This is a genomic window from Pauljensenia sp. UMB3104, from assembly GCF_030217285.1.
Lineage (GTDB): Bacteria > Actinomycetota > Actinomycetes > Actinomycetales > Actinomycetaceae > Pauljensenia.
The window spans coordinates 223,295-242,670 of record NZ_JASONN010000001.1; the positions used below are offsets into that span (position 1 = coordinate 223,295).

The 19,376-nt window shown below is 61.7% G+C and carries 12 protein-coding genes and 5 tRNA genes; 6 read left to right on the plus strand and 11 right to left on the minus strand.

What is annotated here, in order from left to right; all coding sequences use genetic code 11:
- Positions 1-3: 3 nt before the first annotated feature.
- The 3 genes from thrS to QP415_RS01030 all read right to left on the minus strand — a co-directional run bounded on the left by thrS (position 4) and on the right by QP415_RS01030 (position 4,516).
- Positions 4-2,037, minus strand: a complete 2,034-nt coding sequence (gene thrS, locus QP415_RS01020) for a threonine--tRNA ligase (RefSeq protein WP_285098045.1) — start codon at positions 2,035-2,037, stop codon at positions 4-6.
- A 72-nt stretch (positions 2,038-2,109) separates the two neighbouring features.
- Positions 2,110-3,135 carry a lipid II:glycine glycyltransferase FemX gene (locus tag QP415_RS01025; RefSeq protein WP_048677196.1) on the minus strand — a complete coding sequence of 342 codons (1,026 nt, stop codon included), beginning with the start codon at positions 3,133-3,135 and terminating at the stop codon, positions 2,110-2,112.
- Between the two features lie 103 nt (positions 3,136-3,238).
- Positions 3,239-4,516 (minus strand): carboxylate--amine ligase, encoded by a 1,278-nt coding sequence (locus QP415_RS01030; RefSeq protein ID WP_048677194.1) that lies wholly within the window; start codon positions 4,514-4,516, stop codon positions 3,239-3,241.
- A gap of 71 nt (positions 4,517-4,587) precedes the next feature.
- On the opposite strand from QP415_RS01030, the gene QP415_RS01035 reads away from it, so the two are divergent.
- The 3 genes from QP415_RS01035 to QP415_RS01045 all read left to right on the plus strand — a co-directional run bounded on the left by QP415_RS01035 (position 4,588) and on the right by QP415_RS01045 (position 7,980).
- Positions 4,588-5,310 carry a hypothetical protein gene (locus QP415_RS01035; RefSeq protein WP_048677192.1) on the plus strand — a complete coding sequence of 241 codons (723 nt, stop codon included), beginning with the start codon at positions 4,588-4,590 and terminating at the stop codon, positions 5,308-5,310.
- A 107-nt stretch (positions 5,311-5,417) separates the two neighbouring features.
- Positions 5,418-6,191 (plus strand): hypothetical protein, encoded by a 774-nt coding sequence (locus QP415_RS01040; RefSeq protein WP_048677190.1) that lies wholly within the window; start codon positions 5,418-5,420, stop codon positions 6,189-6,191.
- A gap of 19 nt (positions 6,192-6,210) precedes the next feature.
- Complete coding sequence (locus tag QP415_RS01045; RefSeq protein ID WP_048677188.1) at positions 6,211-7,980, plus strand: alpha-glucosidase; 1,770 nt, start codon at positions 6,211-6,213, stop codon at positions 7,978-7,980.
- A gap of 142 nt (positions 7,981-8,122) precedes the next feature.
- Here the strand turns inward: QP415_RS01045 and QP415_RS01050 are convergent, their stop codons facing one another.
- The 7 genes from QP415_RS01050 to QP415_RS01080 form a co-directional block, all read right to left on the minus strand.
- Positions 8,123-9,931, minus strand: coding sequence for a DUF5979 domain-containing protein (locus QP415_RS01050; RefSeq protein WP_285098054.1), 1,809 nt, complete (start codon positions 9,929-9,931; stop codon positions 8,123-8,125).
- Positions 9,932-10,667: 736 nt separating this feature from the next.
- Positions 10,668-12,296: a DUF5979 domain-containing protein gene (locus QP415_RS01055; RefSeq protein ID WP_285098055.1), complete on the minus strand. Its 1,629-nt coding sequence runs from the start codon at positions 12,294-12,296 to the stop codon at positions 10,668-10,670.
- A gap of 487 nt (positions 12,297-12,783) precedes the next feature.
- Positions 12,784-12,858 (minus strand) — tRNA-Val (locus QP415_RS01060).
- A gap of 1 nt (position 12,859) precedes the next feature.
- Positions 12,860-12,930 (minus strand) — tRNA-Cys (locus QP415_RS01065).
- Positions 12,931-12,964: 34 nt separating this feature from the next.
- Positions 12,965-13,037: transfer RNA gene (locus tag QP415_RS01070), tRNA-Gly, on the minus strand.
- A 56-nt stretch (positions 13,038-13,093) separates the two neighbouring features.
- Positions 13,094-13,165: transfer RNA gene (locus QP415_RS01075), tRNA-Val, on the minus strand.
- 1 nt (position 13,166) lies between these two features.
- Positions 13,167-13,239: transfer RNA gene (locus QP415_RS01080), tRNA-Gly, on the minus strand.
- Positions 13,240-13,392: 153 nt separating this feature from the next.
- Between QP415_RS01080 and glgX the strand changes: the two genes are divergently transcribed.
- The 3 genes from glgX to QP415_RS01095 all read left to right on the plus strand — a co-directional run bounded on the left by glgX (position 13,393) and on the right by QP415_RS01095 (position 17,416).
- The gene (gene glgX / locus QP415_RS01085; protein WP_285098057.1) at positions 13,393-15,504 is read left to right on the plus strand and encodes a glycogen debranching protein GlgX; all 2,112 of its coding nucleotides are present in this window, start codon (positions 13,393-13,395) and stop codon (positions 15,502-15,504) included.
- Between the two features lie 142 nt (positions 15,505-15,646).
- The gene (locus QP415_RS01090; protein WP_048677651.1) at positions 15,647-16,171 is read left to right on the plus strand and encodes a DUF3000 family protein; all 525 of its coding nucleotides are present in this window, start codon (positions 15,647-15,649) and stop codon (positions 16,169-16,171) included.
- Positions 16,172-17,416 (plus strand): HRDC domain-containing protein, encoded by a 1,245-nt coding sequence (locus tag QP415_RS01095; RefSeq protein WP_285098059.1) that lies wholly within the window; start codon positions 16,172-16,174, stop codon positions 17,414-17,416.
- A 10-nt stretch (positions 17,417-17,426) separates the two neighbouring features.
- On the opposite strand, the gene dxs is transcribed toward QP415_RS01095, so the two are convergent.
- Positions 17,427-19,328, minus strand: coding sequence for a 1-deoxy-D-xylulose-5-phosphate synthase (dxs, locus tag QP415_RS01100; protein ID WP_285098061.1), 1,902 nt, complete (start codon positions 19,326-19,328; stop codon positions 17,427-17,429).
- Positions 19,329-19,376: the final 48 nt, after the last annotated feature.

Here is a 19,376-nt window from a genome sequence, read left to right on the forward strand (position 1 = left end):
CTCTCACGCCTCGTCGAGGCCGTCGATCTGGTCCGCGTTGTTGCGTGCCTCGATATGACGAACGATCAGCTCGATCGCGCGGTCAACGGCAATACCGTTGTGCTGCGAACCGTCACGCAGGCGGAAGGACACGGCGCCAGCCTCGACGTCCTCGCCACCCGCGATGAGCGTGAAGGGAACCTTGTCCTTGGAGGCGTTGCGGATCTTCTTACCGAAACGGTCGTCCGACAGGTCGGTCTCGACGCGCACGCCACGCTCACGCAGCTTGGCAGCGACGTCCTTGACGTAGTCATCGAAGGCCTCGGCGACGGGGATGAGACGCACCTGGACGGGAGACAGCCACGCCGGGAACGCACCCGCGTAGTGCTCGGTGAGAACGCCGATGAAGCGCTCGACGGATCCGAGCTTCGCGGAGTGGATCATGACGGGGCGCTGACGGCTACCATCGGCCGCCGTGTACTCCAGGTCGAAGCGCTCAGGCTGGTTGAAGTCGTACTGGATCGTCGACATCTGCCAGGTCCGGCCGATCGCGTCCTTGACCTGCACGGAGACCTTGGGACCGTAGAAGGCGGCGCCACCCGGATCGGGAACGAGGTCGAGACCGGTCGCAGCGCAGGCATCCTCGAGGGCCTTCGTGGCGGCAGCCCAATCCTCGTCCGAGCCGATGAACTTGTCCTTCTTCTTACCGTCCTCGTCGCGCGTGGACAGCTCGAGGTAGAAGTCCTTCAGACCGAAGGCGGACAGGATCGACAGGAAGAACTCGATCTGCGTGCGGATCTCCTCGGAAGCCTGCTCCGGGGTGCAGTAGGTGTGCGAGTCGTCCTGCGTGAAGCCGCGCATGCGGGTCAGGCCGTGGACGACACCGCTCTTTTCGTAGCGGTAGTCGTGGCCCAGCTCGTAGAAGCGCAGGGGCAGCTCACGGTAGGAGCGGCCGCGAGAACGGAAGATGAGGTTGTGCATCGGGCAGTTCATGGCCTTGAGGTAGTACTCCTGGCCTGCCTTCGTCACGTTGCCGTCCTCGTCGCGCTCTTCGTCGACGAGCATGGGCGGGAACATCGTGTCCGCGTAGTAGGGCAGGTGGCCCGACGTGTGGAAGAGACCACCCTTGGAGATCTCGGGGGTGTGCACGAAGTCGAAACCGGCCTTCTTGTGACGGTCGGTGACGTAGGACTCGATCTCGTGGCGCAGGATGCCGCCCTTGGGGTGGAAGACAACGAGGCCGGGGCCGATCTCCTCGGGGAAAGAGTACAGGTCCAGCTCGGCGCCGAGGCGACGGTGATCGCGGCGCTCGGCCTCCTTGATGCGCTCCTGGTAGGCGACGAGGTCTTCCTTGGTGGCCCACGCGGTGCCGTAGATGCGCTGGAGCTGATCGTTCGACTGATCGCCCTTCCAGTAGGCAGCCGAGGCCTTGGTCAGCGCGAAGCCGTTACCGATGAGCTTGGTGGAGGGCAGGTGGGGACCGCGGCACAGGTCCTTCCACGCGACGGAGCCGTCGCGTCGGACGTTGTCGTACATGGTGAGCGTGGCGCCGCCAACCTCGACGGAAGCGCCCTCTGCGCCCTTACCCTTGGTCGTGACGAGCTCAAGCTTGTAGGGCTGAGCGGCGAGCTCGACGACTGCTTCCTCTTCGGAGATTTCGCGGCGCACGAAGCGCTGCCCCTCCTTGACGATGCGCTTCATGCGCTTCTCGAGCTCGCGCAGCAGCTCGGGGGTGACTGCGTCGATGTTGCCGAAGTCGTAGTAGAAACCGTCGGTGATGAAGGGGCCGATGCCGAGGTTCACGTCCGGGAAAACGTCCTGGACGGCCTGGGCGAGCACGTGCGTAGCGCTGTGGCGCAGGATGTTTAGGCCGTCCTCGCTAGCCAGCGTGATGGCCTCGACGGTCGTGCCCTCCTCGAAGGGAGTCTCGAGGTCGCGCGGAGTTCCGTCAACCTTGATAGCGACGACATCGCGAGACTTCTCGAACCACGTCGTGCCCGTGGTCCCCGCCGGTACGGTCTGTTCATGTCCGTCAATGACGAGCGAGATATCGGGCACTGTGTCTCCTAGTTTCATGAGGTACGCGAGATTGTGTTGTTAGTGGGATTCTATCCCCGTGGCGCGAACGCTTCAGGAGCGGGCACGCCAGTCCTTGACGGCTTTCGCCGCGCTGAGGGCACGATAGGTCGCCTTTTTGATCGGCATGTCCCATCCGCCGGGAACGTCTGTGAAGTGTGAGGCAAACGCGCTCTTGTACTTGCCGACGCTGTAGAGCTCAGGGCAGCGCGGCGAGTGCGCACCCATGAGGTCGAATTCGCGCACGCCGTCACGGGCGAGGAATTCGGCGGCCAGGAAGTCCAGGACCGGGGGCTGGCGCAGGCGTCGGCCGGCCTCGGTGGAGGCGCCGTACTCGGCCTGCGCGCGGATTCCCTCGACGAGGCAGAAGTCCCAGCACAAGATGTTGCCCTCGGCGTCGCGCATCGAGAAGATACGCGCATGTTTGGGGCCGAGGATCGTCAGGAGCGTGAGGTAGTAGTCCTTGGGGTGCGGGCGGAAGCCGTCTCGCTGGGCGGTCTCCTCCATGACGGCGTAGTACTCGTCGATGACCTCGGCGGCGTTCGCGGTGTCCTCGTGGAAGGTGATGCCCTCGGTCTTGCCCTTCTTCAGGCCCGAGCGGATGGAGCGCTTGCCGGCCTTGGGCATGGCGGCGAGGATTGCCTCCTCGCTCTTTCCGCTGGTGTCGATGACGACGGTGCGGTCGTAGGAGATTGTCTGCAGCGGCATGCACAGATCGGGGTGCTGGTAGATGGCGTGCAGGCGCACAAAGGCGACCGACTTATCCTTCGCCTTGATTTCACGCAGGAGGTCGGCACGCAGTGCCGCTTCGCGCTCAGGGGTCGCTTCCTTCACCCACGCCGGTCCCCACTTGGCCCACAGGTAGTGGACGCCGCGCACCGAGTACTTGTAGAGCGTGATGAACGCGATCTTCGAGTCGTCCTCGCACCACGCGTAGCGACCCCACACCCCGTGTCCCTGGGACTCCTCGAACGTCTCCCACACGCACGTCTGCTCGATGGGAAGTGAACGGTCCTGGAAGCCAGAGACCGCAGCGATCTTATCGTCCTTGGAAATGGGCACGAGTGCGGTTGTCGTCATGGTGTCCTCGTTGGTCGGAATAATCGGTCGCGTAGGGGGTCAGTCTATCAGGGCCTACTCCCCCGCCGACGAGGCCGGGGCTAGGCACGGAAAAGAGGTGACGTCAGTAGGACGTCTCGGTAGGCTCCGGATAGTAGCGGGCAAACTTACGACGATGGTTCTGCTTCTGGAGCCACACGGTGAGGTTACGTCGCAGATCTTTCTCCGTCGGGTTCAGGAGCAGGTCGAAGCGGCGCCCCTCCCGGATGATGCGTTTGACGCGCGTTCGCAGCTCGGGATCGGTGATGTAGTGCAGGAGCAGCGAGTCAGGAACGAGGGTATACAGGATTTCATCCTTGGCCTGAACCTGCTCACATTCCTGTCCGTCGATAAGGTCTGCGACCATCGGGATCATCGGGTTCGCACCGGCAGCGGCCATATACCAATTGTTACGGCCAATTCGAGGGTTGACCTCGAAGAAGAGGGCACGACCGTCGCGAGGGTCGATCTTCACGTCAAAGTTTGCGAATCCGCGATATCCGTTCTCGGTGAGCAGCGTGCATGCGTCGGCCCACAGCTGGGGGAAGTCTTCGGTGATCATGGCAACCGGGTTGCCGATCATTGTGGGGGCGTGATCCTCCAGCAGGACGCGGGCCGAACCGATGAGCGTCACCTTCCCATGCGAGTCGACATAGGCCGTGATCGATCGCATCGCCGTGTTGTCCCCGGGGATCAGCTCCTGGACCAGGAAAGTATCGCGGAATCCTGCATCCTTCAGGGTCTTCCAGAGTTGCGCCAGCTCCTCGGGCGTATCGATGAACCAGATCTTGCGCTTACCGTCGAAATCGAGAACGTCGTAGGGCTCGCCCTTTGCGGACTTGGCGACAACCGGGAAACTGAACGGAATGTCCGGGGCGACCCAGGCCTCGTCGTCAACGTCGGAAAAATCGACCGCGACCGTGCCCGGCGAGTCAATCCCCGCGCGCTCACACGCGCGCGCAAACTCTTCCTTATCGGTAAGTCGATCCATGACCTCTTCGGTCGGGAAAGGCACTGCGTAGTGCCTCGACAGCGCCTCCATATTGCGGGCGACGAACGCGGAGAAGATGTCGTGGTTCGCCATCAGGATGAGTTTCTTATCCGCGTGCTCACCGGCGATGCTCATCAGGACGTCGAGGAGCTGCGCATCGCTCGCGTGAGCGCTCACGTGCCGGACATCAAAAAAGTGTGACCGCGTGATCGACTCCGTGGGTTGGGAGCCGACGCAGATGCATCGGCAACCAAATGCTTCGTTGAAACAGCGCCCGATTCCATACACGCCGAAGTCTCCACCGATGATGACAGGCAGAATGTCGTCGCGGGGCGACAGGGGGCGAGGCCGGGTCAGGTAGTCGATTGTCATGCCCCAAGCCTAGCGCCTGGTAGGATACAGAACTATCCCTGAGACCTCTCTCACCTCTACGAAAGTTCGCTATGAGTTCGCCATTTTCGCAGCACAATCAACAGCCGTTCCAGCCTCAGCAGGGCGCAGGCGGATACCCCCAGCAGGGAGGCTACCCTCAGGGCGGAAACCAGCAGGGCGGCTACCCCCAGCAGTCTCCCCAGGTCGGCTACGGTGCTTCCCCGTACGGCCAGCCTGCCTACCCTGGCGGGCCAATGGGCCCGCAGCCTTCGGGCTCCAACAACGGAAAGATCATTGCGATCATTGCTGGCTCTTTTGTCGTTGCCCTCGTCGTGGCAATAGTCATCTATGTGGTGTTCGCATACGCCTCGTCTTCCGCTCAAGACGACCGTTCAGCAAGCCCCTCGCCCACATCGTCAAGCTCTCCGTCATACGGATCAAAGCCCACGAGCCAGCCTTCTTCATCGCCCACCTACGGCTCCAAGCCTTCACCGACGTCGGGATCTGGCACCGGCACGGGCTCCTCGAAGGGCTCGAATGGCGGATCCGACCCGGCAGTCGAAAAGATGATTAAGTCCACCTGCGAGAGCCAGATCAACACGGCAATCAAGGGCGCATCGATCACGAATCAGCAGCTCACCCTTGTTTCCTCGACCTCGAGTAAGCAAACCTACGAGTACACGGGTCACGTGACCGGCAGGAAAGCCAAAAACAACGAGGCCGTCGACGGTGACTTCAACTGCAAGGCAGACTACGACCCGGCGACGGGTCTGATTGAGACGACCTTCCAGTAGAAACAACACCCGTCCAGTTGCTCGTCTTACCTTTCTGAGGCGTTCAGCGACTGGAGGATCGGCCACAGTCTCCGAACGTCTCGCTCCATCGACATCAGGGAGTCCCCATGTCCAACCCCTACGCCCCCAACCAGTCATCTCAATGGGGCGGCCCTCAGGCGCCGAACGGCCAGTATCCGGTCGGCACGCAGGGTGGGGCGACGTACGGAGCACCGTCTACGCCTCGGTCCGCAGGCGGGATGGGCACTGGATATGGGCAGGGCCAGGGCGCCTACTACGGCGCACCGCCTGTCCTGCCCCAGATGCAGCCCGCCGGTGGCCCCTCCTACGGATCTGGCGGTGGTATGCCACCGAGGAAAGACTCGCACGCAGGACTCATCATCGGCATTATCGTCGCCGTCCTCGTCATCCTCCTCATGATCGTTTTTGCTGCCGTCGCGACGAGCAACAGACCTCGGTCATCCGGGCAGGCACCCGCGTCTGGAACGCCGACGGCGTCATCCCCCACGGATTCCTCGTCTGGGTCCTCCTCGGGCTCGTCGTCCGGCTCCTCTTCGGGATCATCGTCCGGCTCCGGGCACGGCTCTTCCAAGCCTCGAGACAAGAACGGGAACGACCCACTCACCGATAGCGAGGAGTCCAGTGTTCTCGCCGAGTGCAAGAGCGCTCTCAGTAAGTCCGCGGCATCGGGGAACCTCACGGAATGGACGATTCAGCGCGATGGTAAGACCGACCAGGGCAATCCGCAGTACGTCATGAAGGGCACCTTCGAAGGGACGATCGCATCCGGCAAGAATGGCACGTTCGCGTTCACCTGCAACGCCATCCAGGATCTGAGCAACGGACGGTATATCGCCAACGCAACGCTCGATACGAAGTAAGTCGCCCCCGCGAGTTCTCATGATCCACCGCCCGGAACTGCTCCCCGACACGTACACCAGCGCCTCGCCCTGGTGGAAGAACGCCGTCCTCTACCAGGTTTACCCCCGATCGTTTCAGGATACGAATGGCGACGGTATCGGCGACCTAGAGGGCATCTGTTCGCGCCTGGACTACCTGGCAGATCTGGGCATCGACATCGTGTGGATCTCCCCTATCTATCGATCTCCGCAGGCAGACAACGGCTACGACATCTCGGACTATCGAGATATCGATCCACTCTTCGGGGACCTCGCGGCCTTTGATCGTCTGGTCGCACGCGCGCATGAGCTCGGTATGCGCATTGTGATGGATCTCGTCGTCAACCACACGTCGATCGAACACCCGTGGTTTCTCGAGTCTGCCTCGTCCGTTCATTCACCGCGCCGCGACTGGTATTACTGGCGTGACGCACGCCCCGGCATGGAGCCGGGAACACCCGGTGCGCAGCCGAACAACTGGGAGTCGTTTTTTGGTGGGTCGGCCTGGGAGTACGACCCTCGATCAGGCCAGTATTACCTGCACCTTTTTGCCCGCGAGCAGCCCGATCTGAACTGGGAGAACCCCCGGGTGCGCGAAGCCGTCTACGAGATGATGAACTGGTGGCTGGACCGTGGCGTTGACGGTTTCCGAGTGGATGCCATCGACGTAATCTCTAAGGCACCAGGGCTCCCCGATGGTGGCCCGGCTCGCGCCCCATTCGGTGTCGGGCATGAGCTCTACGCGGATGGCCCTCGCCTGCACGAGTTCTTACAGGAGATGAACGCGCGAACGTTCGCCCATCATCCGGGTACCTTCACGGTCGGCGAGGCCTCGAACGCGTCTCCTGAGTCCGCGCTGCTGTTCTGCGCGCCGGAGCGCGGTGAGTTCAACATGCTCATTCAGTTTGAACACATGAATGTGGGGCTCGAAGACGGGAAGTTCTCACCTCGCCCCCTCCAGGAGGGCGAGCTCGCCGATGTCTTCACTCGTTGGCAGGAGACGCTCGGGCAACGCGGCTGGAACGCTCTGTATCTGGAGAACCACGATCAGCCTCGTTCGGTCGCCCGATTCGGCGATGCTGAGGCGTATTGGCGAGAGTCGGCTACGGCTCTCGCGACAGCTTACTTCCTGCAGCGCGGGACACCTTTCATCTATCAGGGTCAGGAAATAGGGATGCTCGGAGGTTCTTTCTCGGCCCCCTCCGATTTCCGTGACGTTGAATCCCTCAACTATTTGGCCGGTTGCGGCGACAACCACGTGCCCGGCGGGGTGGCCGCGATGTCGCGCGATAACGGGCGCACTCCCATGCAGTGGGACGACTCCCCCACCGCCGGTTTCACCTCCGCCCATCCCTGGATCAGCATCCCGCCGTCGGCTTCTCGGATCAACGTCGCGGCGCAAATGCAGGATCCCAGCTCAATCCTGTCGTATTACAAGGCGCTGATCGATGCTCGCCACCGCATTCCCGCACTGACTGACGGCACATTCGATCGGATCGACGTCGGTGATCCCGCGCTCTTCACGTACTGTCGCCGCGCGTCGTGCAGCGAGGTTCTCGTGATGGTGAACCTCTCGGGTACCGCTCGTGCGCCGTACTTCCCCTCCCCCGACGAGGCGTGGACGCCGTCACGCTGGACACTGTACCTGGGCAATGTGGACGAGCCGGGCGCAGGTGGTTCTCCTGACGGGCGCAACGAGGAGGATTGTTCCCTCCCCCCATGCGCATCGATGAGACCGTGGGAGGCTCGCGTCTACGTGCGCGCTCTGTGAGCGCCTCGCGATCGGAAACGCTCCTCGGCGCCTCCATCTGTATCCCGATAGCCGTACGCTCGCGCACATGCGGCAGGATCACGCGGAAAAGCGCGGATGAGAAGAGGTCGTCTTCTCATCCGCGCTTCTTTCAGGGAATGTGTCAGCTGCGACGGCGCTGCGCGATCACCAGCGACACTCCTGCAATTGCCACGAGGCCCGTCAGGAAGCCGAGGCTCGCTGCATCTGTGCCCGTCTTCGCCAGACGCGGCGTCGGAGGTGTCGACGGGGTCGACGTGGGCGTTGGCGTCGGAGTAGGCGTGGGCGTCGGACTCTCCGACGGCGTCGGTGTCGGCGTGGGGCTCTCCGACGGCGTGGGGCTCTCCGACGGCGTGGGCGTCGGAGTCGGAGTCGGCGTAGGCGTAGGCGTCGGAGTCGGTGTAGGCGTCGGCGTCGGAGTCGGCGTCGGGGTCGGCGTCGGGGTCGGAGTCGGCGTAGGCGTAGGCGTCGGGGTCGGCATCGGGGCGAGCTTGTTGTTGAGCGTCAGCGCGAAGACGTTATCCTCGCTCAGCGTGAACGTCACCTCGCGGTTACCGGCCTTGAGAGCAACACCCTGCGCGGTCTCGAAGATGCGGCTCTCGGCCTCGTTCCAGGTGACACCATCGGCGGTAGGAAGCTCACCCTCGGAGACAGTCACCTGCGTACCAAGGGGCAACGTTCCTGGATAGGTGTACTTCTTGCCCGCCTTCACGGTCGCCTGGTAGGTCTTGTTCACTGACGGATCGGCGTCATTCTTCAGGGTGATGTTGAGGGTGTAGTCGAGGTCCTTGGCTCCCTCGGGCAGCTCGCCGTCAACCTTCTTGACCACCGAGAACGTCTGATGGGCGAAGGCGTCCGCCACCGCACCAAAACGCGCAACCTTGGTAACAGGCGCGACATTCTTTCCCGGAACATTGAAGTTGACCGTATTAGTGAACTTACCGGCCACATCTGCCGCGCGCTTAGCACCCTGAACACGGCTCGGGATCTCAACGATCGCGGACTGGTGAGCAGGGATCGTCGGGAAGTTGACCGTGACCTTCTGCGGGGTGCACGTAACTGTGGAGCCTGCGCCAAAGGCGCCGTTCGACGTGTCCTTGCTCTGACGCTTACCCTCGGGAGTGGTCGGATCAACGACGACGAAGGTGTGCTTCTTGACGTAGTCGGTCACTGTCGCGCAGTCAAAGGACCAGTCCTCACCTGCAGGAACCTCGTCAACAATCGATCCTCCGGTCACGGACTGCTCCCCGGCGGGGAAGATGACACGCCACATGATGGCCTTATTCTCGTCACCGTCCTCACTGTCGTTCAGTCCGAGCCAGCCTTCCTTGGCATAGCGCGCCTCACCAGTCGGCTTCACGACCACATTGAGCGTGCTTGCCAATACCTTGTTGCCGACCTGAACCTGGAAGTTCTCCTTCGCGGGTCCGGTATAGCGAACCATTGCGCTCGTCGTGACGGAACCGGCCCATTGCGCAGCAGAGTCGGCATTCTCGTTAAAGACAACGGTGACAATGCCGTCGGTTCCCCACGTACCGCATCCGACGACGACACCGTTTGCAGAGCGAACGTCGAAGGTGCGTTCAGCGGTGGGTCGCAGGATCGGCTGGCCGCTACCGGCCTCGGCGACGGTCGCGTCGTAGGTGAAGAAGTCACCGGCCTTGACGGCCCCCTTCGTCTTCCACGGAAGCTTCACTCCGAGATCCCACAGATCAGCAACCGTCTTGGCCTGACTCCCCTGGGGGTTGACCAGCTGCACGTTGTCCCAGTCGAGATCAACCTTGTCATTGACGTTCGTCGTCGGGGCGGGGCATGCGAGTGCCGTAGCGGACGCAGTGCCGGTCGTAGATAGCTGCAGAGCACCAAAGAAAGTCAGTACCAATGCAAAAGCCACAAGAAGTGCGCTAAGCCGACTGCTCTTGAACGCGACCATAAATTACTCCTGTCGATGGGCGTGAGGCTATGTCGCCTCAAGCACATAATTATAGAGTAACGACACAAAATAGCCGACAATTGCACAATCAGAGAGAAACTATTTCGATATAATTTTGCTGTCAAACAGCTCTTACCTGTATATCTATAGATTCAGAAAGCACTGAGTAAATCACCCATTTTAATTTCCCGCACAGCAGGTCAATCAGGCTTGACCAGCACAAACGCATATGCGACTCAAAAATGTGCTTCATCACATTATCTGCCATTCCTGACGATTGTTGAGCCCAACCACCACAGGGCGACAACCCTCTCTCACCCTGCTGACTATCACGAACAATCGATAGAAATCGGCTTGAAACAGGCGATTCAGTCCCCCATAACACGCACGCATAACCTGTTGCAGCATCGATGCACCCGCTGCATCCACTCATCAGACACGCAACGCAACAAGGAGCCTGCCGTTTTGACAGGACTTTCGTCTTTTGACGCCTCTCTACCCCATCTCCCCGAAGAGTTCGAGAACCATTCAACAGGAAGCCGTAACAATTCAGCTATTCTCGTTCCAGATGCGAGAAATAAACACCTGCGCTCCCCCCTCCGCTTGTGGGCGAATCGCTGCTTGCCAGCTCGCCCCTGACACACCGCAACGGAGAAAAAAGTGGGCGGGATGAGCAACGCTCATCCCGCCCAGCGAGAGTTAGTCAGGCGCTCACACGCCCCACTGACCAATCACATCAGTGACCGCGACGCTTGGCAGCCACGAGGGACAGGCCAGCAATTGCGACAATTCCTGCCAAGACGCCCAGTCCGGCAGCATCCGTACCGGTCTTCGCCAGCTGAGGTGCAGGCGACGGCGTGGTCGAGGGGGTCGGAGCAGGAGTCGAGGGCGTGGCCGACGGGGTCGGAGTCGGCGCCAGAACGTTCGTAAGCGTCAACGAGTAGACCTGATCATCACTCAGCGTGAAGGTGGCCTCACGATTGTTCGCAGAGAGGGTGACACCATCGGCGGTCTCAAAGACTCGGCTCTGGCCATCAACCCACGTGATGTCGGCACCGGCGGGCAGGTCACCCTCAGAAACGGTGACAACGGTGCCCAGCGGGAGCGACGTGGGGTAGGTGTAGGTTTCACCAGCCTTGAGGGTCGCTTCGAAGGTCTTGTTCACCGAGGGATCAGCATCATTCTTCAGAGTGATCGACAGCGTGTACTCGAGGTCCTTCGCGGACTCGGGCAGGTCACCCTCCACCTTCTTGGTCACAGAGAAAGTCTGGTGGGCGTAGGCGTCGGCAGATGCGCCGTAGCGTAGAACCTTCGTGATGGGCTCGGTGATCTTCACGCCCGCGACATTGAAGTTCACAGTGTTCGAGAAGAGACCGTTGATGTCGCCAGCGCGCTTGGCGCCGGCAACATGGCCGGGCAGAAGAATGATGGCGGACTGGTTCGCCGGGATTTCGGCGAGCGTGACGGTCACCTTCGTCGACGTGCAGTCGACCTGCGCAGCGGCACCGAAAGCGCCGTGCGAGGTGTCATTGCCCTGGTTCAAACCGGCGGATGTCGTCGGGTCAGTCACGAGGTAGGTATGGTTCTTCGTGTACTCGTTCACGACATCGCAGTTGAAGTTCCAGTTGGAGCCCGCGGGGACCTCGTCAACGATCGAAGCGCCGGTCACGGCCGTATCGCCAGCAGGGAAGACGACGCGCCACATGATGGCCTTATTCTCATCCCCATCCTCGCTGTCCGAAAGGGTCAGCCAGCCATCCTTCTGGTAGCGCGCCACGCCGGGCGTACGGCGCAGCATGGTCAGCTCGCGCTCTACCTTCTGACCCAGCTTCACCTTGTAGGTCTCATCTCCGGGGCCCGTGTAGTAGGTGAGGCCGTTCGTAGAAACGTGGCCGTACCACTGCGCGGCAGACTCGACCTTTTCGTTGAAAACGACGGTCACCTTGCCGTCAGTGCCCCAGGTACCACAGCCGACGACAACGCCGTTATTGGAGACAACCTCAAACTGGCGGGTAATGTTCGGGCGCAGGACGCTCTGGCCCGTCGCGGAGTTCACGATCGACGCGTCATAGGTGAAGTAGTCGCCCGCCTTCACGCGTCCCTGTGTCTGCCACGGGAGCTTGATGCCCAGGTCCCACCAGTCACCAACAGCATGGGTCTCTCGACCACTGTGGTCGACAAGCTGAGCGTTGTCCCAATCCAATGTGACCTTGCCGCTCACATCCGTGGTCGGCTCCGGACAGCTCAAGGGAGCTGCGGACGCAGGGGCCTGAGCGCCAACAAACTGCGCCAGACCGAAGAAACTCAGAACCAATGCGAAAGTCGCAAGAAGGACGCCGAAGTGACGGCGCTTCAGGGCAACCATAGAAAACTCCTGTCAACGGGATGAGCGACGGCGTCGCCGCATACCGGATCAGTCTATGCCAATCACCTGCAATACGGTCAAGAATGGAAAAATTACGTTCTGAAAACACCGAAAAAGGCTGAATCGACAAAAGCAATTCTCGCTGAGTTTTCAAGCAACTTTATAAAGTGACAAAATTTGTTGTTCGGGCGTGTCGCCAACGCTGAAAACAGTGGCCCCGAGAGCCCGACAAACTAACCTGCTGTTCAGGAAACAAACCGAACGGATAACAGGAGGCACTCAACTGACACCAATTCACCGGTTAGCTCCCTGACCACGCGGACAGTCGACGCTCTCCCAGCCCGCCAACCATGCCGTTAGGAACCCCTACACTGCACAGGAGCAAGAACCAACAGCGCATACCCACTGCCACACACACACGACAAAGCTCCCACCGGAAAGGTGGGAGCCAGATAAACAAAAAACCGGATCGTTAGATCCGGCTGACTGGTGGGCGATACTGGGATCGAACCAGTGACCTCTTCCGTGTGAAGGAAGCGCGCTACCCCTGCGCCAATCGCCCGAGGTGGGTACGGGATTCGAACCCGTGTATACGGCTTTGCAGGCCGCTGCCTCGCCTCTCGGCCAACCCACCACACCCAATGGGATCGAGTGGATTCCCGATTGAGAGCGGATGACGGGACTCGAACCCGCGACCCTCACCTTGGCAAGGTGATGCTCTACCAACTGAGCCACATCCGCGTGAACCGCATGTGCGGCCGGGCTAAAGCCCGCCGATCCTGTTACCAGGATGACCGTGGGCGATACTGGGATCGAACCAGTGACCTCTTCCGTGTCAGGGAAGCGCGCTCCCGCTGCGCCAATCGCCCGAGCGGATGACGGGACTCGAACCCGCGACCCTCACCTTGGCAAGGTGATGCTCTACCAACTGAGCCACATCCGCGTTTCTCAGAACGTCAACCGTTCTTCGCAACGGGTAAAACCTTAACAGACGATCCACCCCGAACGCAAAACCAAACAGCCGTTATCCAAGTCACATGACCATTTTTGCGCGGATTATGGCCCGTCACGCCACATTCGTGGGAGGCTTGACGGTATGGAAACGCGACCTGGCAAGGCTTACCCCCTGGGTGCCACCTTTGATGGAACCGGTACGAACTTCGCGATCTACTCCTCGGTCGCGACGTCTGTGACACTGTGTCTCTTGGATGACGATCTCAATGAAATGCGCATCCCCATGACGGAGGTCGACGCCTACGTCTGGCATGTCTACGTGCCTCAGGTGCGCGCCGGACAGCGCTACGGATACCGCATTGACGGCCCCTGGGACCCCCAGAATGGCCTACGATGCGACTCCTCGAAGCTCCTCCTTGACCCCTATGCGAAGGCGATTGAAGGTCAGCTGACAGATTCTCTCGATCTTCTCTCCTATCAGGCCGACGACCCGCTCACTCTTAAAGGCGGTGACTCCGCCGACGCGACGATGCATTCGGTCGTCGTCAACCCCTTCTTCGACTGGGAAGGCGACCATAGCCCCGGCCACGATTACTCTGAGTCGATCATCTACGAGGCCCACATCAAGGGTATGACCATGCGTCATCCGGAGGTCCCGGAGGAACTGCGCGGGACCTATGCCGGCATGGCGCACCCTGCGATCATTGAACACTTGAAGAAGCTTGGCATCACCACGGTCGAGCTCATGCCGATTCACCAGTTCACGAACGACACGACCCTGCAGGCGAAGGGACTGTCGAACTACTGGGGCTACAACACGATCGGTTATTTTGCCCCGCACAATGGCTACGCGGCGACGAAGGAACCGGGCGCGCAGGTCTCTGAGTTCAAGGCAATGGTCAAAGCGCTGCACGCGGCCAACATCGAAGTCATCCTCGATGTCGTCTACAACCACACGGCCGAGGGCAACCACATGGGACCGACCCTGTCGTTCCGCGGCATCGACAATCCTTCCTACTACCGTCTCGTCGACGGGGACCGTCAGCACTACTTCGATACGACGGGCACGGGCAACTCCCTCCTGATGAGTTCCCCTCAGGTCCTGCAGCTCATCATGGATTCGCTGCGCTATTGGGTCACGGAGATGCACGTCGATGGCTTCCGCTTCGACCTCGCCTCCACCCTGGCCCGTCAGTTCGCCGAAGTCGACCGCCTGTCCGCTTTCTTCGATCTGATCCACCAGGATCCCGTCGTCTCGCAGGTCAAGCTGATCGCAGAGCCCTGGGACGTGGGCGCAGATGGCTACCAGGTCGGAGGCTTCCCACCCCTGTGGTCCGAGTGGAACGGCAGGTACCGCGATACGGTGCGCGACTTCTGGCGCGGAGAGTTCTCCTCGTTGCCCGACTTTGCCTCGCGCCTCGCAGGGTCCTCAGACCTCTACGGCTCAACGGGCCGCAAGCCCATGGCATCCGTCAACTTCGTGGTTGCACACGACGGCTTCACGCTGCGCGACCTCGTCTCCTACAACGAAAAGCACAATGAGGCGAACCTCGAGGGCGGCGCGGATGGCGCGAACGACAACCGTTCGTGGAACTGTGGCGCCGAGGGCGACACAGACGATCAGGACATCATCGAGTTGCGCTACCGCCAGCAGCGCAATTTCCTGACGACCCTCATGTTCTCTCAGGGCGTGCCGATGATCGCCCATGGCGACGAACTCGGGCGCACCCAGCGCGGCAACAACAATGCGTACTGCCAGGACAACGAGATCTCGTGGATCAACTGGGATCTGGACGAGCACGATCACAAGCTGCTGCAATTTACCCGCCACCTCATCCACCTGCGCCGCGATCACCCTGTCATGCGCCGTCGGCGCTTCCTCGAAGGACCGGCCGAGCGCGGCGGTGAGTCAGAGCTCGGCGAAATCGAGTGGTTCACCCCCGGCGGTACCCACATGACGGAGGAGGAGTGGAACCAGCCGTGGGCACGATCGACGATGGTGTTCTACAACGGCGACGCCATCCGCGAACCCGATGCGAACGGGCGTCGAATCCTCGACGACGATTTCCTGCTGCTTCTGAACGCGGCTCCGGAGCCCGTCGATTTCACGCTCCCCGACACGAAGTACGGTCACATCTGGCACACCGTTGTTGACACGGCGGGTGACGATGATCGCGCCGAGTACCACTCGGGCGACGTCGTGCACGTTGGGCCTCGCACGTCGTACATCCTGCGCAACCCGCGCGGGCTATAAACGAGTAAGATAAACCGCCAACCTCCGGGTACGTGTACCGGCTATTTATCGACCTGGGGGTTGGCGGCGCGTCTGGCCCAAAAGGCGTGTGGACACCCGTACGATTTGATTTGTGAATGAAAACGCGGTGCCCGAGGAGTTTATGCGGGCTCTGCTGTCCCTGCGGCAGGCGGACCACCTGCCGCACATCCTCCTCGAGGAGGTCCCCCCGCCTCGTCGTTTGGCGCCCTACACGGCTGCACTTGCGATGCGGACCACGGACGAGGACGAGGCCGGACAGCCCCTATCGAGTGGTCGCATGGTGATCCTGCACGATCCTATCGAGCAGCTCGGCTGGAATGGTACGTTCCGCATCGTCTCTCAGCTGCGCGCCCAGGTAGATGCCGAGATGATCGGCGATCCCATGCTGTCGGAGGGGGTCTGGGGCTGGACGCTGGACTGCTTGGAGAGCGCAGGGGCAGGATTCCATGACATGACGGGCACCGTGACGCGGGAAATGAGTGAAGCTTTCGGTGGTCTCGAGCTACGCGGATCATCCCTATTCGTCGAGGTCCGCGCGTCATGGACGCCGTACAGTGAGTATCTTGGTGAGCATCTGTCCGGATGGGCGGATGTGATGCGTCGGACGGCAGGGATTGTGCCTGCCCGTCATCTCGAAGGAGTCTGAGTGCTGGTCAACAATGGCGGCGGCTTGCCGCAGGGCGATACGGATAATCCGGAGCTTATCGCGCAGCCGCGTGGGGGGACCCCTGCCGTCATTGACACTCGGAAGGATCTTGAGGCGGCGGCCCGCGCGCTGAGCGCTGGTTCGACCCCGATCGCCATGGATGTTGAGCGAGCTCAGGGTTTCCGCTACGGCGCAGACCCCTACCTCGTCCAGATTCGCCGGGAGGACGTCGGCACGTTCCTCATCGATACACACGCGCTGCCGGACCTGTCTGTGCTTCAGCCGGGCGTGGAAGACGTCTGGCTTCTGCATGATTGCCTGCAGGACTTGCCAAATCTCCGCCAGGTGGGACTTCGTCCCCCGGCTCTCTTCGACACTGAGATTGCCGCTCGCCTGATTGGCCTGGAGCGTTTCGGCCTGGCCGCCGTTGCCGAGCAGATTCTCGGCCTGGGCCTCGTGAAGGATCATCAGGCATCGGACTGGTCGGTGCGTCCGCTGCCCAAGGAGTGGCTGCGCTACGCGGCCCTCGACGTCGAGTTGCTGACCGAACTCTACTATCGCCTGTCGAAGAGGCTCGATGAGATGGGCCGCTGGGAGTGGGCACAGCAGGAGTTTGCCCATGCCTTGTCGGTCGCTCCTCCCGCCCCTAAACCCGATCGGTGGCGTTCTGTGCCTGGCGCGGGCAAGATCCGTTCCCGCCGTGGTCTCGCGGTCTTGAAGGCCCTGTGGGAGACGCGCGAGTCGATTGCTCAGCGTATCGACCTGAGCCCGGGCCGCCTCGTGCGCAACGCGGCCCTTGTTCGCGCGGCCTCAAATCCTCCGCGTAATAGGCGCGCCCTCATGAGCATCAGCGAGTTCCGCTCCCCCGTCGCCCGCCAGTACGAAGACGAGTGGATGCGGGCACTGGCCAGCGTCGCCGCCATGACTGATGATGAGCTTCCCCCCAAGCGCAAGCCCGTTCAACCGGGGTCGATCCCGGAGCCTCGCCAGTGGAACCGAATCGACGAGGCTTCGGCCGCGCGCCTGGGAACGGTACGCAACGCTGTCGCCTCGGTCGCGTCGAGTCTGGGGCTCGCGCCCGAGGTGGTCCTGGCGCCCCAGGTGCAGCGCTACCTCGCGTGGGCTCCCCTGGACCCATCGCGTCCGTCTGGCGATGAGGTCGAAGAACGGATGGTCAATCGCGGTGCGCGCGACTGGCAGATCGATTTGACGCTCGACCCAATCTGCGACGCGCTCGGCGTCTGACCAGGGATCGTTAGCAGGCGGAGAGTCGCTCAATCAGCTCGCGCACGGCACGCTCAATGCCGTCGGCGTCGTAGCCGAAGCGCGCGATCAACGCCGCTCGATCACCATGCTCGGGGAATCCCTGCGGCACGCCGAGGCATCGTACGGGCACGCCCGCTTCCGCCAACGTATCGCGCAGCGACCAACCGAAACCGCCCTGGACGATGCCATCCTCGACGCTGACCACGCAATCGTAATCGTGAGCCATCGCTGTCAGCTCCTGCGGCACTGGGATCATCCACTGCGGATCCGCGACGGTCACACTCACACCGTCAGCCACCAGGCGACGCGCGGCCTCAATCGCATCGGGTGCGCATGCTCCGGTACCAACAATGAGGACTCGAGCGGGCGAGTCTGCCCCGGCCTCGTCGACAAGAATGTCCACTCCCCCGACGCTACGAAGCGCAGGCATAGGCTCCGGCAGAGAACCCTTGCGGTATCGGATGACGGTGGGCGCATCGTCAACATCGAGCGCCTCACGCACGCGAGAACGCAGTGTGTCCTCATCACGGGGCGCGGCCAGACGCAGGCCCGGAATCAGGGAGCACATGGCAATATCCCACACGCCATTATGCGACGCGCCGTCCGCACCCGTAACGCCGGCGCGATCGAGCACGAGCGTCACTCCCGCACGATGGAGTGCAACATCCATGAGGAGCTGGTCAAAGCCACGGTTCAAGAACGTCGCATAGAGCGCGACCACGGGATGCGCACCCTCGTAGGCCATGCCAGCTGCGGAAGCCACGGCCTCGGCCTCGGCGATGCCGACGTCGATCACGCGACCCGGGTAGGCCTCGTGCATCGGACCCAAACCGACCGGGCGCATCATCGCCGCGGTAATGCCGACGATATCGTCGCGCGTAGCCGCCTGAGCGCAAATCTCATCGGCGAACACTCCGGTCCAGCCAAAACGCTCAGGAGCGACGGGCAGGCCAGTCTCCGGGTGGATCGGTCCGACGGCGTGGAAGCGATCCGCTATATCTTCCTCTGCGGGAGTGTATCCGCGCCCCTTCTCCGTGATCATATGGACGAGGACAGGCTCGCTCAGAGAACGTGCCCGGCGAAGCGCAGTCTCCACCGCAGAAATGTCATGCCCGTTGACGGGTCCAATGTATTTCAGGCCCAGGTCTTCGAACATCACCTGGGGAATGAGAGCGTCCTTGATACCCGCCTTCAGGCCGTGCAACGCGTCGTAGGCCGCGCGGCCGGGCGTGCCATGACTGAGGAGATGCTGTTTTCCCCAGGCAAGCGCCTTCTCATAACCAGCGGAGGTACGCAAGGCATCAAGATGATCGGCGAGTCCACCGATCGTCGGCGCATACGAGCGCCCATTGTCGTTCACCACAATCACGATGCGACGATTCTTCGCCGTCGCAATGTTGTTGAGCGCCTCCCACGCGAGGCCGCCGGTCAGCGCGCCATCGCCGATCACACCGACAGTCCACGTACGGTCACCCCGGCGATGCTTTTCCCGCGAAATACCATCCACCCACGCGATCGACGCGGACGCGTGCGAAGACTCAACGACGTCATGCTCAGATTCGGCGCGCGACGGGTAGCCGGACAGTCCGCCCGGGCATCGCAGCGATGAAAAATCCTGACGGCCCGTCAACAGCTTGTGCACATAAGCCTGGTGACCCGTATCGAACACAATCGTGTCCTGCGGGGACCGAAACACCCTGTGCAAACCGATCGTTAGCTCAACGACACCCAGATTGGGACCAAGGTGCCCACCCGTGCGCGACACGTTGTCAATCAGGAACCCGCGAATTTCCGCCGCCAAATCGTCCAGCTGCTCGCGTTCCAGGCGACGCAGCTCACGCGGTGTGCTGCAGCGCGACAGGAGGTCGCGCGACTCTCGTGTTCCAGACATAGCAACCAGTGTAGTTGCCCAAGCGTCTCACCTACAGATCAAAGTGCA